The 18,342-nt window shown below is 64.6% G+C and carries 17 protein-coding genes; 9 read left to right on the forward strand and 8 right to left on the reverse strand.

Annotated elements, in window-relative coordinates:
* The 4 genes from IB258_RS21755 to IB258_RS21770 form a co-directional block, all read right to left on the reverse strand.
* On the reverse strand, positions 1-840 hold the full coding sequence (locus IB258_RS21755) for an ABC transporter permease (protein WP_059380519.1): 840 nt from the start codon (positions 838-840) through the stop codon (positions 1-3).
* Positions 837-1,844 carry an ABC transporter permease gene (locus tag IB258_RS21760; protein WP_054458263.1) on the reverse strand — a complete coding sequence of 336 codons (1,008 nt, stop codon included), beginning with the start codon at positions 1,842-1,844 and terminating at the stop codon, positions 837-839. Before IB258_RS21760 ends, IB258_RS21755 begins: the two co-directional genes overlap by 4 nt.
* 102 nt (positions 1,845-1,946) lie before the next feature.
* Positions 1,947-3,521 carry an ABC transporter substrate-binding protein gene (locus IB258_RS21765; RefSeq protein ID WP_192353194.1) on the reverse strand — a complete coding sequence of 525 codons (1,575 nt, stop codon included), beginning with the start codon at positions 3,519-3,521 and terminating at the stop codon, positions 1,947-1,949.
* A gap of 140 nt (positions 3,522-3,661) precedes the next feature.
* Positions 3,662-4,393 carry a FadR/GntR family transcriptional regulator gene (locus IB258_RS21770; protein ID WP_054458261.1) on the reverse strand — a complete coding sequence of 244 codons (732 nt, stop codon included), beginning with the start codon at positions 4,391-4,393 and terminating at the stop codon, positions 3,662-3,664.
* A 291-nt stretch (positions 4,394-4,684) separates the two neighbouring features.
* Here IB258_RS21770 and IB258_RS21775 point away from each other — a divergent pair, with 291 nt between their 5' ends.
* Positions 4,685-6,178 carry a glycosyltransferase family 39 protein gene (locus IB258_RS21775; RefSeq protein ID WP_370539851.1) on the forward strand — a complete coding sequence of 498 codons (1,494 nt, stop codon included), beginning with the start codon at positions 4,685-4,687 and terminating at the stop codon, positions 6,176-6,178.
* 7 nt (positions 6,179-6,185) lie between these two features.
* Here IB258_RS21775 and IB258_RS21780 read toward each other — a convergent pair whose 3' ends face one another.
* Positions 6,186-6,452, reverse strand: a complete 267-nt coding sequence (locus tag IB258_RS21780) for a hypothetical protein (protein ID WP_054458311.1) — start codon at positions 6,450-6,452, stop codon at positions 6,186-6,188.
* A gap of 167 nt (positions 6,453-6,619) precedes the next feature.
* On the opposite strand from IB258_RS21780, the gene hemN reads away from it, so the two are divergent.
* Positions 6,620-8,050, forward strand: a complete 1,431-nt coding sequence (hemN, locus tag IB258_RS21785; RefSeq protein WP_192353195.1) for an oxygen-independent coproporphyrinogen III oxidase — start codon at positions 6,620-6,622, stop codon at positions 8,048-8,050.
* Positions 8,051-8,080: 30 nt separating this feature from the next.
* Here the strand turns inward: hemN and IB258_RS21790 are convergent, their stop codons facing one another.
* Complete coding sequence (locus tag IB258_RS21790) at positions 8,081-8,821, reverse strand: response regulator transcription factor (protein WP_054458258.1); 741 nt, start codon at positions 8,819-8,821, stop codon at positions 8,081-8,083.
* Between the two features lie 589 nt (positions 8,822-9,410).
* On the opposite strand from IB258_RS21790, the gene thrS reads away from it, so the two are divergent.
* The 6 genes from thrS (at position 9,411) to ptsP (ending at position 15,676) form a co-directional block, all read left to right on the forward strand.
* Entirely contained in the window at positions 9,411-11,363 is a 1,953-nt protein-coding gene (gene thrS / locus IB258_RS21795; protein WP_054458257.1) for a threonine--tRNA ligase, read from the forward strand.
* Positions 11,364-11,383: 20 nt separating this feature from the next.
* Entirely contained in the window at positions 11,384-11,935 is a 552-nt protein-coding gene (gene infC / locus IB258_RS21800) for a translation initiation factor IF-3 (RefSeq protein ID WP_080551054.1), read from the forward strand.
* Between the two features lie 154 nt (positions 11,936-12,089).
* Positions 12,090-13,061, forward strand: a complete 972-nt coding sequence (gene gshB / locus IB258_RS21805) for a glutathione synthase (protein WP_054458256.1) — start codon at positions 12,090-12,092, stop codon at positions 13,059-13,061.
* 18 nt (positions 13,062-13,079) lie between these two features.
* Positions 13,080-13,481 carry a PTS sugar transporter subunit IIA gene (locus IB258_RS21810; protein WP_054458255.1) on the forward strand — a complete coding sequence of 134 codons (402 nt, stop codon included), beginning with the start codon at positions 13,080-13,082 and terminating at the stop codon, positions 13,479-13,481.
* A gap of 109 nt (positions 13,482-13,590) precedes the next feature.
* Complete coding sequence (locus tag IB258_RS21815) at positions 13,591-13,860, forward strand: HPr family phosphocarrier protein (protein WP_013392913.1); 270 nt, start codon at positions 13,591-13,593, stop codon at positions 13,858-13,860.
* Positions 13,861-13,966: 106 nt separating this feature from the next.
* Positions 13,967-15,676, forward strand: a complete 1,710-nt coding sequence (gene ptsP, locus IB258_RS21820; RefSeq protein WP_054458308.1) for a phosphoenolpyruvate--protein phosphotransferase — start codon at positions 13,967-13,969, stop codon at positions 15,674-15,676.
* A gap of 101 nt (positions 15,677-15,777) precedes the next feature.
* On the opposite strand, the gene amt is transcribed toward ptsP, so the two are convergent.
* Both amt and IB258_RS21830 read right to left on the reverse strand, forming a co-directional pair.
* Complete coding sequence (gene amt / locus IB258_RS21825) at positions 15,778-17,016, reverse strand: ammonium transporter (RefSeq protein WP_013392915.1); 1,239 nt, start codon at positions 17,014-17,016, stop codon at positions 15,778-15,780.
* 28 nt (positions 17,017-17,044) lie between these two features.
* On the reverse strand, positions 17,045-17,383 hold the full coding sequence (locus IB258_RS21830) for a P-II family nitrogen regulator (protein ID WP_054458254.1): 339 nt from the start codon (positions 17,381-17,383) through the stop codon (positions 17,045-17,047).
* 540 nt (positions 17,384-17,923) lie between these two features.
* On the opposite strand from IB258_RS21830, the gene IB258_RS21835 reads away from it, so the two are divergent.
* On the forward strand, positions 17,924-18,337 hold the full coding sequence (locus IB258_RS21835) for a DUF5339 family protein (protein ID WP_175214310.1): 414 nt from the start codon (positions 17,924-17,926) through the stop codon (positions 18,335-18,337).
* Positions 18,338-18,342: the final 5 nt, after the last annotated feature.

The following is an 18,342-nucleotide window of genomic DNA, read 5'->3' on the forward strand; positions in this document are numbered from 1 at the left end:
CTATTCGCCGCGCTTGCGCAGCTGCGGGTTGAGGGCATCGTTCAGGCCTTCGCCGATCAGGTTGATGGCCAGCACGGTCAGCAGGATCGCCACGCCGGGCCAGACGCTCATCCACCAGGCTTCGCGGATCATGGTGCGGGCCGCGCCGATCATGAAGCCCCAGCTCATCAGGTTGCGGTCGCCCAGTCCCAGGAAGGACAGCGACGATTCCGTCAGGATCGCGGTGGCGACCATGAACGACGCCGACACGATGATGGGCGACATGGCGTTGGGCAGGATCTGCGTGCCGACGATGCGGGCCGGCGTCTGCCCGATGACAATGGCGGCCTGCACGAACTCGCGCTGCTTGAGCGTCATGAACTCCGAGCGCACCAGCCGCGCGGCCGGCGGCCACGACACCACCGCGATGGCCCCCATGATGGAATAGACGGATGGACTCAGGATCGCCACCAGCACCACGGCCATGGCAAGCTGCGGGATGGTCTGGAAGAACTCGGTGAAGCGCATCAGCGCGTCGTCCACCCGGCCGCCGCAGTAACCCGCCACCGAGCCGACCACGATGCCGAAGACCAGCGCCACGGCGGTCGACAAGAGGCCCACCATCAGCGAGACCCGGGCGCCCCAGACCAGCCCGGCCGTGATGTCGCGGCCCAGCATGTCGGTGCCGAAGGGGTAGTCGGCATTGGTGAACGGCGGAATCAGCGGATCCGCCACCATCATCCAGGGGGATTCTTCATACAGCAGCGGCGCGGCCAGGGCCACGACGATCACGACCAGCATGATGGCCAGTCCGGCCACCGCTCCGTAGTTGCGCATGTAGCGCCGGGCAAATGACTTCATGCGGCGGCTCCTTGCTGCGCGCCCGCGCCGATGCGCGGATCGATGAGTCGGTACAGCACGTCGGTCAGCAGGTTGAACACCACCACCATGATGGAGGTGACCAGGAAGATGCCCAGCAGCAGCTGGTAGTCGCGCTGCAGCAGCGCGTCGAACATCAGCCTGCCGATGCCGGGCCAGGCGAACACGGTTTCGGTCAGCACCGCGCCGCCCGCCATCTGTCCCAGCTGGATGCCGGCGAAGGTGATGACCGGCAGCAGCGCATTGCGCAGCACGTGGGCGCGGATCACGCGGCCGGGGCTTACGCCCTTGGCGCGCGCCGTCTTGACGAAATCCATGCCTATCACTTCCAGCATGGAGGCGCGGGTCAGCCGCACGTAGACCGCCATGAAGAAGCAGCCCAGCGTCACGGTGGGCAGGATCAGGTGCTGGGCGATGTCGCCCGCGCGCGCCCAGCCCTTCAGGTTGGCGCCCACGGTCTCCATGCCGAAGGCCGGCAGCCAGCCCAGCACCACCGAGAACAGCAGGATGCCCATCAGCGACAGCCAGAACAGCGGCGTGGCGTACAGCACCAGCGCGCCCGTCATGACGGAGCTATCGATCCAGCGGCGCTTGTTGCGGTAGCGGGCCTTGGCCGCCACCACGCCCAGGAAGACGCCCAGCACGATGGAGAACACGAAGGCGCAGGACATCAGCAGGAAGGTGGCGGGCAGGCGTTCCAGGATCAGGTCCAGCACCGGCACATGGTTGCGGTACGAGAAACCCAGGTCCAGTTGCACCACGCCCTTCAGGTACAGCATCAGCTGGGTCAGGATGGGCTTGTCCAGGCCGAAGGCCACGCGCAATTGTTCGACGTAGGCGGCGTCGCCCGCGCCGGCCTGGCCCGCCAGCACGGCGGCGGGGTCGCCGGGGGCCAGGCGGATCAGGAAGAAATTGATGATCACCACGCCCAGCACGACCACCAGGGCCTTGCCGATGCGGGAAACGAGGAAAGACAGGAATTTCATGCTCGGGGTCCTCTCTGGTCGGGCGCGGCCTGCCTGGGGCAGCCGTTGTCCGGCCGGCATCCGCCGCCGCGGCAAGCCTGCCGCGGCGGCGTCCTGCGGCGCTTACTTTTCGATGTACACGTCGTCGAAGCTCTCGTTCAGGCCGATGGCGGTCTTGACCAGATTCTTGACGTTGCCGCGGTAGAGCGTCGGAAACTCCATGTCCACCAGGAAGCCGTTGGCGATCTCATTGACCAGCGTGGTCTGCAGCTTGGTGTAGAGCTCCTGGCGCTTGGCGGGATCCACCTCGGAAGCGGCCGCCTCCCATTGCTTGTCGGTCTCCGGATTGCTGTAGCCCTGCACGTTGGCGAAGGGCGAACCCTTGACGATGTTCGACGAGACATACAGCCGTTGCACGCCCAGCGCGGGATCGCCGTACTGGTAGGTGAAGGTGGTCGTCATGTCGAAGTCCCAGTTGCCCGTGCGGCTGGCCCAGCCGCCGGCGTCGGTGGCTTCCAGGTTGACCTTGAAGCCCAGCTGCTCCAGCGCCTGCTTGGTGTATTCGCCCAGGCGGTCCCAGGTGGAGCCGTAGGGGAAGCTCAGCTGGCGGATCGTGTAGTCCTCGGGCTTGATGCCGGATTCCTTGATCAGCGCGCGCGCCTTCTTCATGTCGAACGCCAGCGGCGGCATGTTCTTGTCATAGAACATCTCGGTGGTGACGAAGGGGCTGGTGGACACCTTGCCCAGTCCGAAGAAGATGTTGTTGACCACCATGTTGCGGTTGATGGCCGCCATCACGGCCTGGCGCACCTTCAGGTTGTCGAAGGGCGGCTTGCGCATGTTGAAGATCAGGTAGGCCTGGGGCGAGAACATCTCCCAGCCGGCCGTGGTGTATTCGACCTTGGGCAGGGCGCGCAGGCGCTTGATGTCGACGTTGTCCACGTCGCCGCCGCGCAGCACGTCCACGCTGCCGCGCTCGAAAGCCACCGCGCGCGAGGCCGAGTCGGGGATGACGTTGAACACCAGTTCATCCAGATAGGGCTTGCCGGGCTTCCAGTAGTCGGGGTTGCGGGTCAGCTTGATGTATTCGCCGCGTTTCCATTCCTTGAACATGAACGGGCCCGTGCCGACCGGCTTCTGGTTGGCGGGATTGGTCATGTAGTCGGTGCCGGCATAGATGTGCTTGGGCATCATGGGCGCAAAGCCCGGTTCGAACATCAGCATGAAGGCCGGGAAGGGCGTCTTCAGTTTGACGACGACCGTCTTCGCGTCCGGCGCCTGCACCGATTCCACGAACTTGTTCAGGATCACGCGGGCGCGCGCATGGGTCTTGGGCAGCATGTCCGCCAGCGAGAACACCACGTCCGCGGACGTGAAGGGCTTGCCGTCATGCCACTTGACGTTGTCCTGCAGGTGGAAGGTGTAGGACAGGCCGTCGGGCGAGGCGTCCCACGACTTGGCCAGGCCGGGCTGGGGCTTCAGATCGGTGGAGTAGGTCAGCAGGCTCTCGTAGATCTTGCCGGCGACGAACTGCGTGGGCCCCTGCTGATTGATGGCGGTGACAATCACCGGCGGTTCGGGCTGGACGATCATGTTCAGCGTGCCGCCCTTGGTCTGCGCCAGGGCTTGCGTGGCGGGCAGCGCGGCCGCGAGGACCAGTGCGCCGATGCTTAGGGAGAACCATTTCTTCGATTTCACTGCGAGCCTCCGGGCTGGAAAGGGTCTGACAGGTGTCCGCGTCGCGGATGCCGTGCACTGGCAAGCAAACCTCATGCCACCTGTGTTTTCAGGGGTACTACGGGTGGAGCCGCTACAACAATGCTTCGTACAGGTGCTCTTCAGCGTGCCGCGCACCATTGCGGAGCGCCGTTCTCGTCGCCAAAGTCTTCCCGCAGGCGGGCCAGGATGCCTAGCAGATGCGCATGCATGGCATGGCGCGCGCGGATCGGATCGCGCGCCTGTATGGCCGTCAGGATGCGCTGGTGTTCGGCATGGGCGATGGCCCAGACCTTGGTGTCGACGAAGTAATCCTCCATGCGGCTGTACACGGGGCTGGCCTGCGTCAATTCCCACAGATGGGCCACCGAGGCCGCTACCGCGGCGTTGCCGCAAGCCGCGGCAATGGCGTTGTGGAATTCGCGGTCGTGGCGGCCGGGCGAGTTGCCCAGCGACATGCCCTCGTGGGCGTCGCGGATGGCGGCAATCTGGGCGGGCGACCCATGCTGCGCGGCCATGCCCGCGCACTCGGGTTCGATCAGCATGCGCGCTTCCAGCAGGTCGAACGGGCCGATGCCGTCCTGTCCTGGCGCGGCGTACGCGGGAGCGGCGGCTTCCCGGATGGCAGTGACGAACACCCCGGTGCCCACGCGCACCTCGACATAGCCTTCTATTTCCAGCGCGATCAGTGCCTCGCGGATAGACGCGCGGCTGACCTGCAGCTGTTCGGCCAGCTCCCGCTCAGAAGGCAGGCGCCCGCCGCGGGGGAATTCCCCGGCCCGGATCCGGCCGGCGATCTGGTCGGCGATGACTCGGTACAGGCGGGTGACGGCGGCAGCTTGGAAGGTGTTCATCGACGATAGGGGCGGGAACGGAGAGCCAAGTGGTCAGGCCACCAAATATAGGCATCTCATCCTTGAATAAGAAGGGAAATTTTCCATTTCAAGGGAAAACGATCACAGGGATTCCACCTCTTTCTTTGAAGTGGTCAGGCCAGCTAGGAATGTCGCGGGCGCTTTACAGTTTCCAGACAAATCCCGCACAGAAGCCCCGCTGTTGCGGGCGGACGCCATCCCATACTCCGTTGCGCCCGATACCGGGCATGTGGCAAGGCAGCGCGCTGCGGCGGCTGGAGGGGGTAGGACGTGCAGGAAGTGACGAAGCGGGCGTTCCGGCCCGAGGGCTGGTGGATAGGCTTGGGCATGGCGGTCTTCGCCCTGGCGTGGTTGACGCTGCTGGACAAGGCGGCCCTCGCGCCGCCGACTGACAATATCGAGCAACTGACCTGGGTGCGCAGCCTGGAATGGGGCTATTACAAGCATCCGCCTCTGCCGACCTGGCTGCTGTGGCCAGCGGTGCAATTGCTGGGCTGGTCGGCGTGGACGAGCTACATCGTCGGTGCGCTCTGCACCCTGGGCGCCTTCGCGTTGTTGTGGCGCTGGCTGCGGGGCATGCGCGGCAGCGGCCATGCGCGGGCGGCGTTGCTGGCCGGCCTGTGCATCACCTTCTACAACGGCCGTCTGCATTTCTACAACCACGAGATCGTGCTGATTCCCCTGGCGGTGGGCTGCGCCGTCGCGTGCTGGAAAGCCTGGACCACGCGCCGGATCGGTTGGTGGATCGTGCTGGGCGCGTGCCTGGGCCTGGGGGCTCTGTCCAAGTACCAAAGCGCGGTGACGGGCGCCGCCGTGCTGGTCTTCTGGCTGAGCCAGCGCGGCTGGCGCGACTCCATGCACCGGTTCGGGCTGCAGGTTGCGGGGTTGACCGCGCTGGCGGTCTTCGCGCCGCATCTCTGGTGGCTGGCGTACAACGGCTTCGAACCCCTGAACTACGCGATGACTTCATCGCTGGCCGCCGGCCTGCCTTGGGTTCGGCGCGCGGCGGAAGTGGCGCGGTGGTGGGGCGATCAGATGCTGAACCGCGCGCTGCCTGCGTGGGTGTTCCTGGGCGTCTTGTGCTGGTTGGCGCGCCGCCGCGCCGCGGTGGCTGCTGTGACGGCAGAAGCGCCGCCGCGCGATGCGGGCCGCGCCATCCTGCTGTCGTTCGGTTTTACGCCCTTGGTGTTCGTCAGCATCATGACGCTTGCCAGCGGTTCCCATGTGCAACTGCACTGGGGCACGCCTTATCTGCTGTTCATGGCGCCGGCGATGATGGAACTGATGCGTGGCGGCGTCTGGGAGCGCGTGCGGCCGCGCGATGCCGTGGCGGTATTCGCATTGGTCCAGGCGCTGTTGATGGTCCGGGTCGGGCTGACGTCGCCGGGCGGGGCGGGGCTTGCGCGCAAGGCGTCGGATTGGCGCTATTTCGATTCCCGGGCGCTGGCCCTGGCTGTGCACGAACCCGCCAAAGCGGCGCTTGGCGGGCCGGTCAGGGTGATATCGGGGCCGCCGGCCGAGGCCGGCGCGCTGGCCCTGAGGCTGCCGGAACAGCCGCTGGTGCTGATAGACGGACAGCTCCGTTTCAGTCCCTGGGTGCCGAAAGACGTGGCCGAGGCTTGCGGCGCATTGGAGCTGGAGCTGGAACCGAGAACGCCCGGAGCGGGGTTTGTCGCCGTTGGAAAGGATTTTCCTGGCCTGCACTGGCGTGTGACGCCGTCTTCCCGGCTTTGCGGCACGGCGTCTGGCGTGCCTCGCCCCTAGGGGCAGGCTATTGCGCCTCGTCGTCCGGTTCAGGCGTCTGCGTGAAGGCGCGCACCAGGCGCGCGATGCCGTCCAGTTCGTCGTGCGCGCCCGCTACCCATTCCGGCTTCTCGAACGGGCTGTCCGAAGGAGCGTTGTCCATGCTTGCCTTCAGGTCATTAAGCAGTTCCAGCGCCATGTCGGTGGCCTGGGGGCTGCTGCGGGTCGAGAGGGCGATGGCGATCGCCAGCGCCTGGCGCATGGCGAGCAGGCGGCCGTCCAGTTCAGTGCCCATGATGGTTTCCTTGTTGTGCATCTTTGTGACAGGCGCATTTTACGGGGGCGAGGCCGCCAGCGCCGCGGGGTGTTCTCTGGGTGGGCAGGTGGACTGGCGGGGGGCAACACGCTGGCGTTTGCGCAAGATCAACCCGGACTGGCCGGCACAGGCGAATAATTCCAGGTATGCAAGCCGCCCTACGCCCGTCACAGACAGAATCCCGCGAGCCCTCCGCCGCCAGCCCATTGTTCCCGCCGCAATTGCTGGCGCGGCTGGACAAGAACGGGCCCCGCTATACCTCGTATCCCACGGCTGACCGGTATCACGGCGGCTTCGGCGAGCAGGAGTACCGGCAGGCGCTGCAGCAGCGCCGCGCGACGGCGCCGGCCGAGCCTTTGTCGCTCTACGTGCACATCCCGTTCTGTGAATCGGTCTGTTATTACTGCGCCTGTAACAAGGTGGTGACTCGCCACCACGACCGCGCCGCCCGCTATCTGGACGCCCTGGCGGCCGAGATCGAGCTGCATGTGCGCGAACTGGGCGAAGGCGTACCCGTATCGCAGTTGCATTTCGGGGGCGGCACGCCGACCTTTTTGTCCGACGAGGAATTGTCGCGTCTGATGGAGAACCTGCGACGCGCCTTCCGCTTCGAACCCGACGCGGAAATCTCGATCGAGGTAGATCCGCGCACCGCCACGCCCGAGCGCCTGGCCCATATGCGCGAACTGGGCTTTAACCGCCTGAGTTTCGGCGTGCAGGATTTCGATCCCCGGGTGCAGGCCGCTGTGCACCGCATGCAGTCGTTCGAGGACGTGCGGGCGCTGATGCAGAGCGCCCGGGCGTTGGGCTATGCCTCGGTCAACGTGGATCTCATCTATGGCCTGCCGCTGCAGACCACGGAGTCCTTTGCCCGCACGATCGCTCAGGTCATCGCGCTGCGGCCCGACCGCATCGCGCTGTATGCCTACGCCCACCTGCCCGCGCGCTTCAAGCCGCAGCGCCGCATCAACGAGGCCGACCTGCCCGACAGGGAGACGCGGGTGGGGCTGCTCAGTGCCGCCATCGATGGTTTTCTGAAGCAGGGCTACGCCTATATCGGCATGGACCATTTCGCGCTGGAAACCGATGCGCTGGCGATCGCCAAGCGCAAGGGGGCGCTGCACCGCAACTTCCAGGGCTACAGCACGCAGCCCGACCGCGACCTGGTCGCGCTGGGCGTGTCCGCGATCGGCCGCATCGGCAATACCTACAGCCAGAACGCCAAAGTCCTGGACGAGTATTACGCGGCAATCGAAGCAGGGCGCTTCGCCGTCGAAAGAGGGTTGGCGCTGAGCACGGATGATCTGGTTCGCCGCGAGATCATCATGGACATCATGTGCCAGGGCCGCGTGGACTACAGCCGGATAGAGGCGCGCCACGGATTGCGGTTCGCCGACAGCTTTGGCCCGGAACTGCTGCAGATGGCGAATCTGGCCGAGCTGGGCCTGGTCAACCTGCACCCCGGCGAACTGCAGGTGACCGGCCTGGGCTGGTACTTCGTGCGAGCCGTCGCCATGGCGTTCGACGGCTACCTGCGGGCGCCGGGCACCGCGGCCAGCTACTCGCGGATCATCTGAGCCGCGGCGTCGCGCAGAGCCCGGCGGCGCTCATTCGGCGAACTTCTCCCGCAGATAAAGCGCCAGCGACAAATCGTCGGACAACTGCAGCTTGCGCATGGCGCGGCGCTTGTGGGTGCTGATCGTTTTCTTGCTGCGCATCAGCCGCGCCGAGATCTGCGTGACGGACAGCCCTAGGCTGATGTGGCGCAGTATCTCCACTTCCGAAGTCGTCAATGCCGCGTGAGGATGCGTCGGCTGCTGCGGCCGGATCTTGCCGTCCTGCACCGTGAGGAACTCTTCCTTGCCCGCCAATACGCCGCGGATCATCTCCGGCAGCAGCACCATGCCGCATTCCTTGGCGAAATAGCCATTCGCGCCTGCGCGGAACGCCGCGTACTGGGTTTCCTGGCGGCTGCCCGCCGAGAAGGTGATGAGCGCCATCCCGGGGTGGTAGCGGCGCAGGCGCCGCAGATAGTTCACGCCGTCCCAGGGTTCCAGGGGCAGGTAGAAATCGACCAGGGCGACTTCGCAGGGTGAGTGGGTAAGTTTCTCCAGGAGGGACCGTGCCGAGGTCTCCCGGTGCACCACCCGGAAGCCCGGCCGGCTCTCCAGGTAGGCGCCCACGCCCACGGCAACCACGGGGTGGTCGTCCAGGATCGCCACCTTGATGAGAGGCGGCGGCCGGGACAGGAGCAGGTGCCGGCGCGTGCCCGGGCGGTCGCCGCTTTCGGCGGGCTCGGGGTTGATGTGCGGGGGCGCTTTGAGGGTGAGCGCTGAGACAGTTTTCATCGATGCTCCACATGCAGGATGGGGGAACGCCGGCGGTCGATTGCGCAGGTCGCGGGTGTCCTGAATTTGCGAAGGCAGATTACGTTTTCGCATGGCCCGCGGGAGATGAATCGCGCCAATATCAGACTGTTGCACCGTCGACCTGTCATATATGCGAGAAGCACGCGTGCAACAGCCGGGATTTAGGCCGCGACGGCAGATGAGTTTTTGAGTTATGGCGCCGCCGGGCGCACCTCGCACGCGCTCCAGGGCGCGCTGTGGCGCTTTAGCCACGGAAAAGGCGTAAATAGTGATACAATCGTCGACGATAAGCACAGCTTCTGTTGCGCAGTGCATTGTTTGCTGTTTTTGATCCCTGCCGCTGCGGCGAGCATCATTAGGTCCAGACACCATGTTTTTCCCGCTGGCACGAACTACGACCCGGAACTTTCGCCCTATGTCGCGTTAAGTTTTCGTGCGTCGGGTTTCACCGTGTCAGGTCAGCGGTAGGACTCAGCAAGACAATCCAAGGAACGCGGCTCTCAGGCCGCGTTTTTCGTTTCCGTAATTTGTTTGTTTAGTTCCCAGAACCCCCCAGGAAGCACTCCCGATGGTACAGATCACATTGCCCGATGGTTCGCAGCGCCAATATCCGGGGCCGGTAACGGTTGCCGAAGTGGCGCAATCGATCGGTACGGGCCTGGCGAAGGCCGCCTTGGGCGGCCGCGTGACGTTTGAGGGCTCGGACTCCAGGCTGGTCGACACCAGCTTCCGCATCGAGGGCGACGCGCGCCTGGCCATCGTCACCGCCAAGGACGCCGACGGCCTGGATCTGATCCGCCACTCGACGGCGCACTTGCTGGCCTATGCCGTCAAGGAGCTGTTTCCGGATGCGCAGGTCACCATCGGTCCGGTGATCGACAACGGCTTCTACTACGACTTCTCGTACAAGCGCCCGTTCACGCCCGAAGACCTGGCCGCCATCGAGAAAAAGATGGCCGAACTCGCCAAGAAGGACGAGGTCGTCACGCGCGAGGAATGGTCGCGCGACGACGCCGTCGAATTCTTCAAGAGCATCGGCGAAAAGTACAAGGCCGAGATCATCGCCTCGATTCCGTCGAACGAGCCGCTCAGCCTGTACCGCGAAGGCGACTTCATCGACCTGTGCCGCGGCCCCCACGTGCCGTCCACGGGCAAGCTGAAGGTCTTCAAGCTCATGAAGGTTGCCGGCGCCTACTGGCGCGGCGACAGCAAGAACGAGATGCTCCAGCGCATCTACGGCACGGCCTGGGCAACCAAGGAAGAACAGGAAGCCTACCTGCACATGCTGGAAGAGGCCGAGCGCCGCGACCACCGCAAGATCGGCCGCGAATTGGACCTGTTCCACTTCCAGGACGAGGCCCCTGGTCTGATTTTCTGGCACCCCAAGGGCTGGGCGCTGTGGCAGCAGGTGGAGCAATACATGCGCTCCGTCTACCGCGACAACGGCTACCAGGAAGTGAAGGCGCCGCAGATCCTCGATATTTCGCTCTGGAAGAAGACGGGCCACTGGGACAACTACCGTGAAAACATGTTCACGACGGAGTCCGAGAACCGCGTTTACGGCCTGAAGCCGATGAACTGCCCCGGTCACGTGCAGATCTTCAACGCCGGCCTGCATTCCTATCGCGAATTGCCCCTGCGCTACGGCGAATTCGGCCAGTGCCACCGCAACGAGCCCTCGGGCTCGCTGCACGGCATGATGCGCGTGCGCGGCTTCACGCAGGACGACGGCCACATCTTCTGTACCGAAGAACAGCTGCAGGACGAGTGCGCCGACTTCACCGCGCTGCTGCAGAAGGTCTACCGCGACTTCGGCTTCACGGAAGTGCTGTACAAGGTCGCCACGCGTCCTGAAAAGCGCATCGGCACGGACGAAGTCTGGGATACGGCCGAAGCCGCCCTGATGGAGAGCCTGCGCCGCACGGGTTGCGAATTCGAGATCTCGCCGGGAGAGGGCGCGTTCTATGGCCCCAAGGTGGAATACACCCTGAAGGACGCCATTGGCCGCCACTGGCAGTGCGGCACGATCCAGGTCGACTTCTCCATGCCCGTGCGCCTGGGCGCCGAGTACGTGGACCAGAACGATCAGCGCCGCCCGCCGGTCATGCTGCACCGCGCGATCCTCGGTTCGCTGGAGCGTTTCATCGGCATGCTGATCGAAAACCACGCCGGCGCCATGCCTCCCTGGCTGGCCCCGGTGCAGGCCGTCGTATGCTGCATTTCCGAACCTTCGGCCGATTATGCGGCTGAAATCACGCAAAGCCTGAAAAAACAAGGCTTTAGAGTAGAGTCCGATTTGCGCGGTGAAAAAATCACTCGTAAAATTCGGGAGCACAGCCTGCAAAAGGTGCCGTACATCCTCGTCGTCGGCGACAAGGAAAAGCAAAACGGCACTGTAGCCGTACGCGGACTGGGCGGATTGGACCTCGGAGCCATCGCATACGACGAATTCGTCGCGCGCTTGTCCGAGGACGTTTCCACCCGTCGCGACGTCGTTCATCCTGATAGCAGCGCTGCTTAACATTTCTAGGAGCTTTCAACATCGCCACTGAAAAAGCCAATCGCATCAACGGTGAAATCCGCGTCCCCGAGGTGCGCCTGATAGGTCTGGACGGAGAACAGCTCGGCATCGTCAAGATTGCCGACGCCTTCCGTCTTTCCGAGCAAAGCGACGTGGATCTGGTGGAAATCGCGCCGAACGCCGAACCGCCGGTCTGCCGTTTGATGGACTACGGCAAATTCAAGTACCAGGAGCAGAAGCGCCAAGCTGAAGCTCGTTCCAAGCAGAAGGTCATCCAGGTCAAGGAAGTCAAATTCCGTCCGGCCACCGACGAGGGCGACTATCAGGTCAAGCTGCGCAATCTGCGCCGCTTCCTCGAAGAAGGCGACAAGGCCAAGGTGACGCTGCGTTTCCGTGGCCGCGAAATGGCCCACCAGGAACTCGGTATGCGGGTGCTTGAACGTGTGCGCGACGATCTGCTGGAACTTGCCCAGGTCGAAGCCATGCCGAAGCTCGAAGGCCGTCAGATGGTCATGGTGCTGGCGCCGAAGAAAAAGGCCGTGCCTGCGGGCAAGCCTGAGTCGGCTGCCTGAGCTCCTGCCGTAGTCTCCCCAGGGAGGCTACGCCGCCTGTGCGATCTGCCGCCTGCCATGGCGCCGGCGGGTTCGCTAATTGGGCGGCTCTGCGCTACGATGTCATAAAGCCGCCTTCCCGCGAGGGAAGGCGGTGTCCGTTCAGGGTGTCGCGATGCATGTATTGTTCGTTTTGGATCCCTTGCCGCTGCTCAAGGCGTACAAGGACAGCTCTGTCGCCATGATGCGCGCCCTGGTGGCGCGCGGCCATACGCTAAGCGTGGCCATGCAGGGCGATCTCTATATCGAGGCGGGCACGGTCAAGACCGCGGCCACCCCCATCGAACTGGTCGCGGACGCCGATCTGCACGGCCATGACTGGTGGCGCGAGTCTGCCGCCCGGGATCTGCCGCTGGCGGAATTCGGCGCGGTGGTCATGCGCAAGGATCCGCCGTTCGACATGGAATACGTCTATTCCACGCACCTGCTCGAATATGCCGAGGCGCAAGGCGCCCGCGTGTTCAACAGCGGCGCGGCGATCCGCAACCATCCCGAAAAGCTGGCCATCACCGAAATCAGCGAGTTCACCGCGCCCACGCTGGTGACCCGCAGCATGGCCCGCCTGAAGGCGTTCCACGACGAGCATCACGATGTCATCGTCAAACCGCTGGACGGCATGGGCGGCACGGGCGTGTTCCGGCTGCAGCCCAAGGATCCCAACCTCAACGCCATCCTGGAAACGCTGACGGACAATGGCGCGCGCACCATCATGGCGCAGCGCTACATTCCCGACATCGTCAAGGGCGACAAGCGCATCCTGCTGATCGGCGGGGTGCCGGTGCCGTACTCCCTGGCCCGTATTCCGCTGGCCGGTGAAACCCGCGGCAACCTGGCGGCCGGTGGCCGCGGCGTGGCCCAGGAACTTTCCCCGCGCGACCGCGAGATCGCCGAGGCCGTGGCTCCCAAGCTCGCCGCCCGCGGTCTGCTGCTGGTTGGCCTGGACGTCATTGGCGATTACGTCACTGAAGTCAACGTCACCAGCCCCACCTGTTTTGTGGAAATCGCGGAGCAAACCGGTTTCGACGTCGCCGGCATGTTCGTCCAGGCGCTGGAAAAGGCCGTGGCGACCCCTGCCGCTGCCGCTTGACCCGCCAGGATCCCTGTCATGACCACCGGTATAGTCATCGTCGTGCACGCGCCCCTGGGCGCGGCGATACGCGATTGCGCCAGCCACGTCATGGGCAACCTGGACGGCATGCTGGCCATACACGACATCCAGCCTGAAGACCGGCCGGACGACCTGGCGCCGCAAGTCCTGAAGGACATCCTGGAGCAGGAACACGGCGCGGGCGTGCTGGTGCTGACCGATCTGATCGGCGCCACGCCCGCCAATATCGCCAAGCGCGCCGTCTCCGATGCCCAGGCCCAGGGCATCCAGTGCTGCGTGCTGGCCGGATTGAATACCCCGATGCTGCTGCGGGCCCTGACCTATCGCAATCTGCCCTTGGCCGAAACCCGCGAGAAGGCGCTGGCCGGCGGGCTTCAGGGCGTCTTACGTGTAGACTGACGGGCGGAAGTTTGCCCTATTATGTCGGCTATCCATTCAGGCCGATTGACGGTTCGACGGTTTGCTGTGATCAACACTGCGGCCTCATGCCGCAGCCATAATATTTCCTATGCCTAATACAGACATCGTCATCAGCAATAAACTGGGCCTGCATGCCCGGGCGGCTGCCAAGCTGACGCAGCTGGCCAGCAAGTTTTCCAGCGAGATCTTCATCTCGCGCGGCGCGCAGCGCGTGAACGCCAAGAGCATCATGGGCGTCATGATGCTGGCGGCCGGGCTGGGCGTGACGGTTAAGCTGGAGGCCTCCGGCAATGACGCCGATCAGGCCCTTTCCGAAATTCAATCATTGTTCGACAGCAAATTCGGTGAGCAGGAATAGAATTTCTTCCGAATCGGCCGGCCTGGGCGTTGCCCAGGCCGGCTCGTCTACGACCCTCAATGACGCACCCAACAACGGGGCTGGTTCTGCCAGCCCCGTTGTGTGTCTGTATGGCAAAGGCGTGGCCAAGGGATACGCCATCGGCCGCGCGGTCGTCATGGGTGCGGCGGCGCTGGAGGTCGCGCACTACCGCATCTCGCCCGAGGACGTGCCTGCCGAAAGCAGCCGGCTCACCGATGCCCTGGCTTCGGCGCAGCAGGAACTGCTGCAGCTGGCCGATACCTTGCCGGCCGACGCGCCGCGCGAGCTCGGCGCCATGCTCAACGTGCACAGCCTGCTATTGGGCGACCCGCTGCTGGCCGAGCAGACCCTGGCGCTGATTGCCGAACGCCACTACAACGCCGAATGGGCGCTGACGACGCAGGGGCAGATCCTGGGCCAGCAGTTCGACGCCATGGAAGACGAGTACCTGCGCGAGCGCGGGGCCGACGTGCGCCAGGTCATCGAACGGGTATTGCATGTGCTGGCTGGCACCTCGGCCATCCTGCCCGACATGTCCCACATGGGCGGCGACGACGCGTTGGTGGTCGTGGCCCACGATATTTCGCCCGCCGACATGCTGCGCCTGCGGGGCGGCCGCTTTGCCGCCTTCGTGACGGACCTGGGCGGTCCCACTTCGCATACCGCCATCGTGGCGCGCAGCATGGCCGTGCCAGCGGTGGTCGCCATGGGCAACGTGCGGGAACTGGTCCGCGACGGCGACATGCTGATCATCGACGGCGCAGCCGGCGCGGTGATCGTCAATCCGTCCAGCCGCATTCTCGAGGAATACCGCCGCCGCCAATCGGCTTATGCCGACGAGCGCGCCGAACTGAGCCTGCTGCGCGACGAGCCCTCGGTCACGCTGGATGGCATTGATGTGGTGCTGCACGCCAACATCGAACTGCCGGACGAAGCGGCGCTGGCATTGGCTTCCGGCGCGCACGGCATCGGCTTGTTCCGTAGCGAATTCCTCTTCATGGGGCGTCCGGACCTGCCGGGCGAAGAAGAGCAGTACGAAGCTTACTCGTCGGTGGTCAAGGTGATGGCCGGCCGGCCCGTCACGATCCGCACGCTGGACATCGGCTCGGACAAGACGCTGGATGGCGAGGCCACGGTGGCCACCAATCCCGCGCTCGGCCAGCGCGCCATCCGCTATTGCCTGGCGCGCCCGGAGATGTTCGCAACACAGCTGCGCGCCATCCTGCGGGCCTCGGCCCACGGGCCCGTGCGCCTGCTGATACCGATGATTGCACACATGCACGAGGTGGTGGCGACCAAGGCGGCCATCGAATCGGCGCGGCGCGAACTCGACGCGCGCGGCCAGGCCTATGCGCCCCACATGGAAGTGGGCGCCATGGTCGAGGTGCCCGCCATCGCCATCGCCATCGAACCCTTTGCGCAGGCGCTGGACTTCCTGTCCATCGGCACCAACGACCTGATCCAGTACACATTGGCGATCGATCGCGGCGACCACGACGTGGCGTCCCTGTACGATCCGCTGCATCCCGCGGTGTTGCGCCTGGTCGCGCACACCATCAATGCGGGCGAGCGTGCCGGCAAGCCGGTTGCCGTGTGCGGCGAGATGGCGGGGGATTCGCGCATGACCCGGCTGCTGCTGGGCCTGGGCCTGACCGAGTTCTCCATGCACCCTCAGCAACTGCTGGACGTCAAGCGCGAGGTCCGGCGCGCGCACTCCAACGCTTTGCGCGTGAAGGTGGCCAGCGCCCTGAACCGCGCCTTGCCGGTGGATCTGGACACGCTGGACCTGGCCTGAGGCGGTTCGCCGCTGCATCAAAAAAGGCGCCGGGGCAGAATGCCCCGGCGCCTTTTTTATCCCCGCCCACCTATGCCATCCGGTGGGGAGGGGTTCCAGGTTTAGCTGTGGTACGCCGATTCGCCGTGGCTGGTGACGTCCAGGCCTTCGCGCTCCTGATCTTCCGGCACGCGCATGCCGCACAGGGCGTTGGCGATCTTGTAGGCGATCCATGCCACCACGCCGGACCAGACGATGGTCAGCAGTACGCCTTCCAGCTGGACCCACAGTTGATGGCCGATCATGCCGGGCTCGGCCAGGCCGGGGCCGCCGAGGATCTGCGCATTGAACACGCCAGTCAACAGGGCGCCAACGATGCCGCCCACGCCATGTACGCCGAACACGTCCAGCGCGTCGTCGGCGCGCAGCAGGCGCTTCAGGCCGTTCACGCCCCAGACGCAGACGATGCCGGCGATGACGCCGATGACCAGCGCGCCCACGGGGCCCACCAGGCCGGCGGCCGGGGTGATGCCGACCAGGCCTGCGACGGCGCCCGAGGCGGCGCCCAGCATCGAGGGCTTGCCCTTTACGGCCCATTCGGTGAACAGCCAGGACAGCACGGCGCCAGCGGTCGCGATCATGGTGTTGAAGAAGGCCAGCGTGGCGTTTTCATTGGCGGCCAAGGCGGAGCCTGCATTGAACCCGAACCAGCCCACCCACAGCAGCGCCGCACCCACGAAGGTCATCGGCAGGTTGTGCGGCTGCATGGCTTCGCGGCCGTAGCCTACGCGCTTGCCCACCACGTAGGCGCCCACCAGGCCAGCCACGCCAGCGTTGATGTGCACCACGGTGCCGCCGGCAAAGTCCAGCGCGCCCTTCGCATTCAGCAGGCCCGGCGCCGTTTCGGACGCGAACCAGACCATGTGTGCGATCGGCACATAGGCGAAGGTGAACCAGATCACCGTGAACACCAGCACCGCCGAGAAGCGGGCGCGTTCGGCGAAGCTGCCCACGATCAGCGCGCAGGTGATGCCGGCGAACGTGGCCTGGAATGAGGCGAACAGCAGTTCGGTCAGCGAGTTCGACATGGCGTACTTGCCGTCGGACGGGGTGAACATGCCGGAGAAGAAGGCGCGCGACAGGCCGCCGAAGAAAGCGTTGCCCTCGGTGAAGGCAAGGGAATATCCGTAGATGAACCAGAGCACCAGGCCCAGCACGAACGTGCACAGCACTTGCAGCAACACGGACAGCACGTTCTTGCTGCGTACCAGGCCGCCATAGAACATCGCCAGACCGGGTACGGCCATCATCAATACAAGCAGGGTAGAGACGAGCAACCAGGAGATATCTGCTTTATCCATTTTCAGGCTCCATTGAGTCTTTATTTATTTACAGCGCAGCTTCGCCGGATTCACCCGTTCTGATGCGGATCACTTGTTCGAGCGGGGCGGCGAAGATCTTGCCGTCGCCGATCTTGCCGGTGCGGGCAGCCTGTTCGATGGCTTCAATGACCTGATCGACCAGATGGTCGGGCACGGCGGCCTCGACACGCAGCTTGGGCAGGAAATCGACGGCGTACTCGGCGCCGCGATACAGCTCGGTATGGCCCTTCTGGCGGCCGAATCCCTTTACTTCAGTGACGGTCAGGCCCTGGACGCCGATCCCGGATAGAGCCACCCGCACTTCGTCGAGCTTGAAGGGCTTGATGATGGCGATGATGAGTTTCATGGCATTTCCTCTCATGGTTGCACGTTGGCTTCGTCTATCAAGCAAATTCCATGCCATGTCGGATATGGCCCAGCGAAGGAGGTTGGCGCGCTCAAAGCGTGCTTGATTGCACCGGTTTGGTGCTTCATGCACCGCAAGTCAGCTTCAAGTTGGTGCGCAGCGCCAGCCCTTGGGGCAAGCAACAAAATATGTTTGGCGTCCGATATTTGTAGCAAATTGATGCGCGTTTTATTGCGTTTTATGTTGGCATATCAGCTTTTTTATCGAGTCATCGATGACTCGCCTGCTGCCCGCGGAGCCATATGCGGCGCGCCTTTGACCTAAATCGGCAGACCGTTGGAGAGACGCAGAGGAGCGCCGGAATCGGCGCGGCCGGCGCGGTCTCGTGATACGAGGGTTTACACCCGTCGGCTTGTTGCCGAAGACCGGCTGCAGAAGAATCGATAACAGTTCAAGCCTGTCCCCGAACAGGCTGGGCCGCAGGCGGAGTCTCCGCGTCGACGGATCTCCAAAAGAAAGCAGGAACGGGAAAGGGTAGTCATGAAAATCCACCGCAAGGCTTTCTGCACTTTGGTCCTGGCCGCGTCGCTTGCCGCGCTGGCCGGCTGCAACAAGAGCGAAGAAAAGGCCGCCACGCCGGCCGCCACCGCACCTGCGCCCGCACCTGCGGCTCCCGCGACGCCGCCTCCACCCGCGACTTCGCCTTCCTCGGCTGCTCCGGCGGCAGGCACTGCAGCGTCCGTTCCCGCCGAGTGTGAGGCCTACGTCGCCAAGATCAATGCCTGCATGGACAAGCTCGGCAGCGGCAACCCGGCTGCCACCGCGATCAAGGAGCAGCTAGACGCGGCCAGGGCGCAATGGGGCGCGGTCAGCGACAAGACGCAGTTGGCGGCGCAATGCAAGCAGTCGTCGGATACGTTCACGCAGTCGGCAAGCCAGATGGGTTGCCCGTAACGATG

This window comes from Achromobacter sp. ACM02 (assembly GCF_014851605.1).
Classification (GTDB): domain Bacteria; phylum Pseudomonadota; class Gammaproteobacteria; order Burkholderiales; family Burkholderiaceae_B; genus Achromobacter; species Achromobacter aegrifaciens.

Coding starts and splice junctions, on each gene's coding strand:
- IB258_RS21770 (WP_054458261.1), bottom strand. CDS start 4,393: ATGAACACCTTCCAAGCTGCCGCCGTCACCCGCCTGTACCGAGTCATC.
- IB258_RS21790 (WP_054458258.1), bottom strand. CDS start 8,821: ATGAAAACTGTCTCAGCGCTCACCCTCAAAGCGCCCCCGCACATCAAC.
- IB258_RS21815 (WP_013392913.1), top strand. CDS start 13,591: ATGCCTAATACAGACATCGTCATCAGCAATAAACTGGGCCTGCATGCC.
- thrS (WP_054458257.1), top strand. CDS start 9,411: ATGGTACAGATCACATTGCCCGATGGTTCGCAGCGCCAATATCCGGGG.
- IB258_RS21830 (WP_054458254.1), bottom strand. CDS start 17,383: ATGAAACTCATCATCGCCATCATCAAGCCCTTCAAGCTCGACGAAGTG.
- IB258_RS21760 (WP_054458263.1), bottom strand. CDS start 1,844: ATGAAATTCCTGTCTTTCCTCGTTTCCCGCATCGGCAAGGCCCTGGTG.
- IB258_RS21755 (WP_059380519.1), bottom strand. CDS start 840: ATGAAGTCATTTGCCCGGCGCTACATGCGCAACTACGGAGCGGTGGCC.
- IB258_RS21810 (WP_054458255.1), top strand. CDS start 13,080: ATGACCACCGGTATAGTCATCGTCGTGCACGCGCCCCTGGGCGCGGCG.
- hemN (WP_192353195.1), top strand. CDS start 6,620: ATGCAAGCCGCCCTACGCCCGTCACAGACAGAATCCCGCGAGCCCTCC.
- amt (WP_013392915.1), bottom strand. CDS start 17,016: ATGGATAAAGCAGATATCTCCTGGTTGCTCGTCTCTACCCTGCTTGTA.
- gshB (WP_054458256.1), top strand. CDS start 12,090: ATGCATGTATTGTTCGTTTTGGATCCCTTGCCGCTGCTCAAGGCGTAC.
- IB258_RS21780 (WP_054458311.1), bottom strand. CDS start 6,452: ATGGGCACTGAACTGGACGGCCGCCTGCTCGCCATGCGCCAGGCGCTG.
- IB258_RS21835 (WP_175214310.1), top strand. CDS start 17,924: ATGAAAATCCACCGCAAGGCTTTCTGCACTTTGGTCCTGGCCGCGTCG.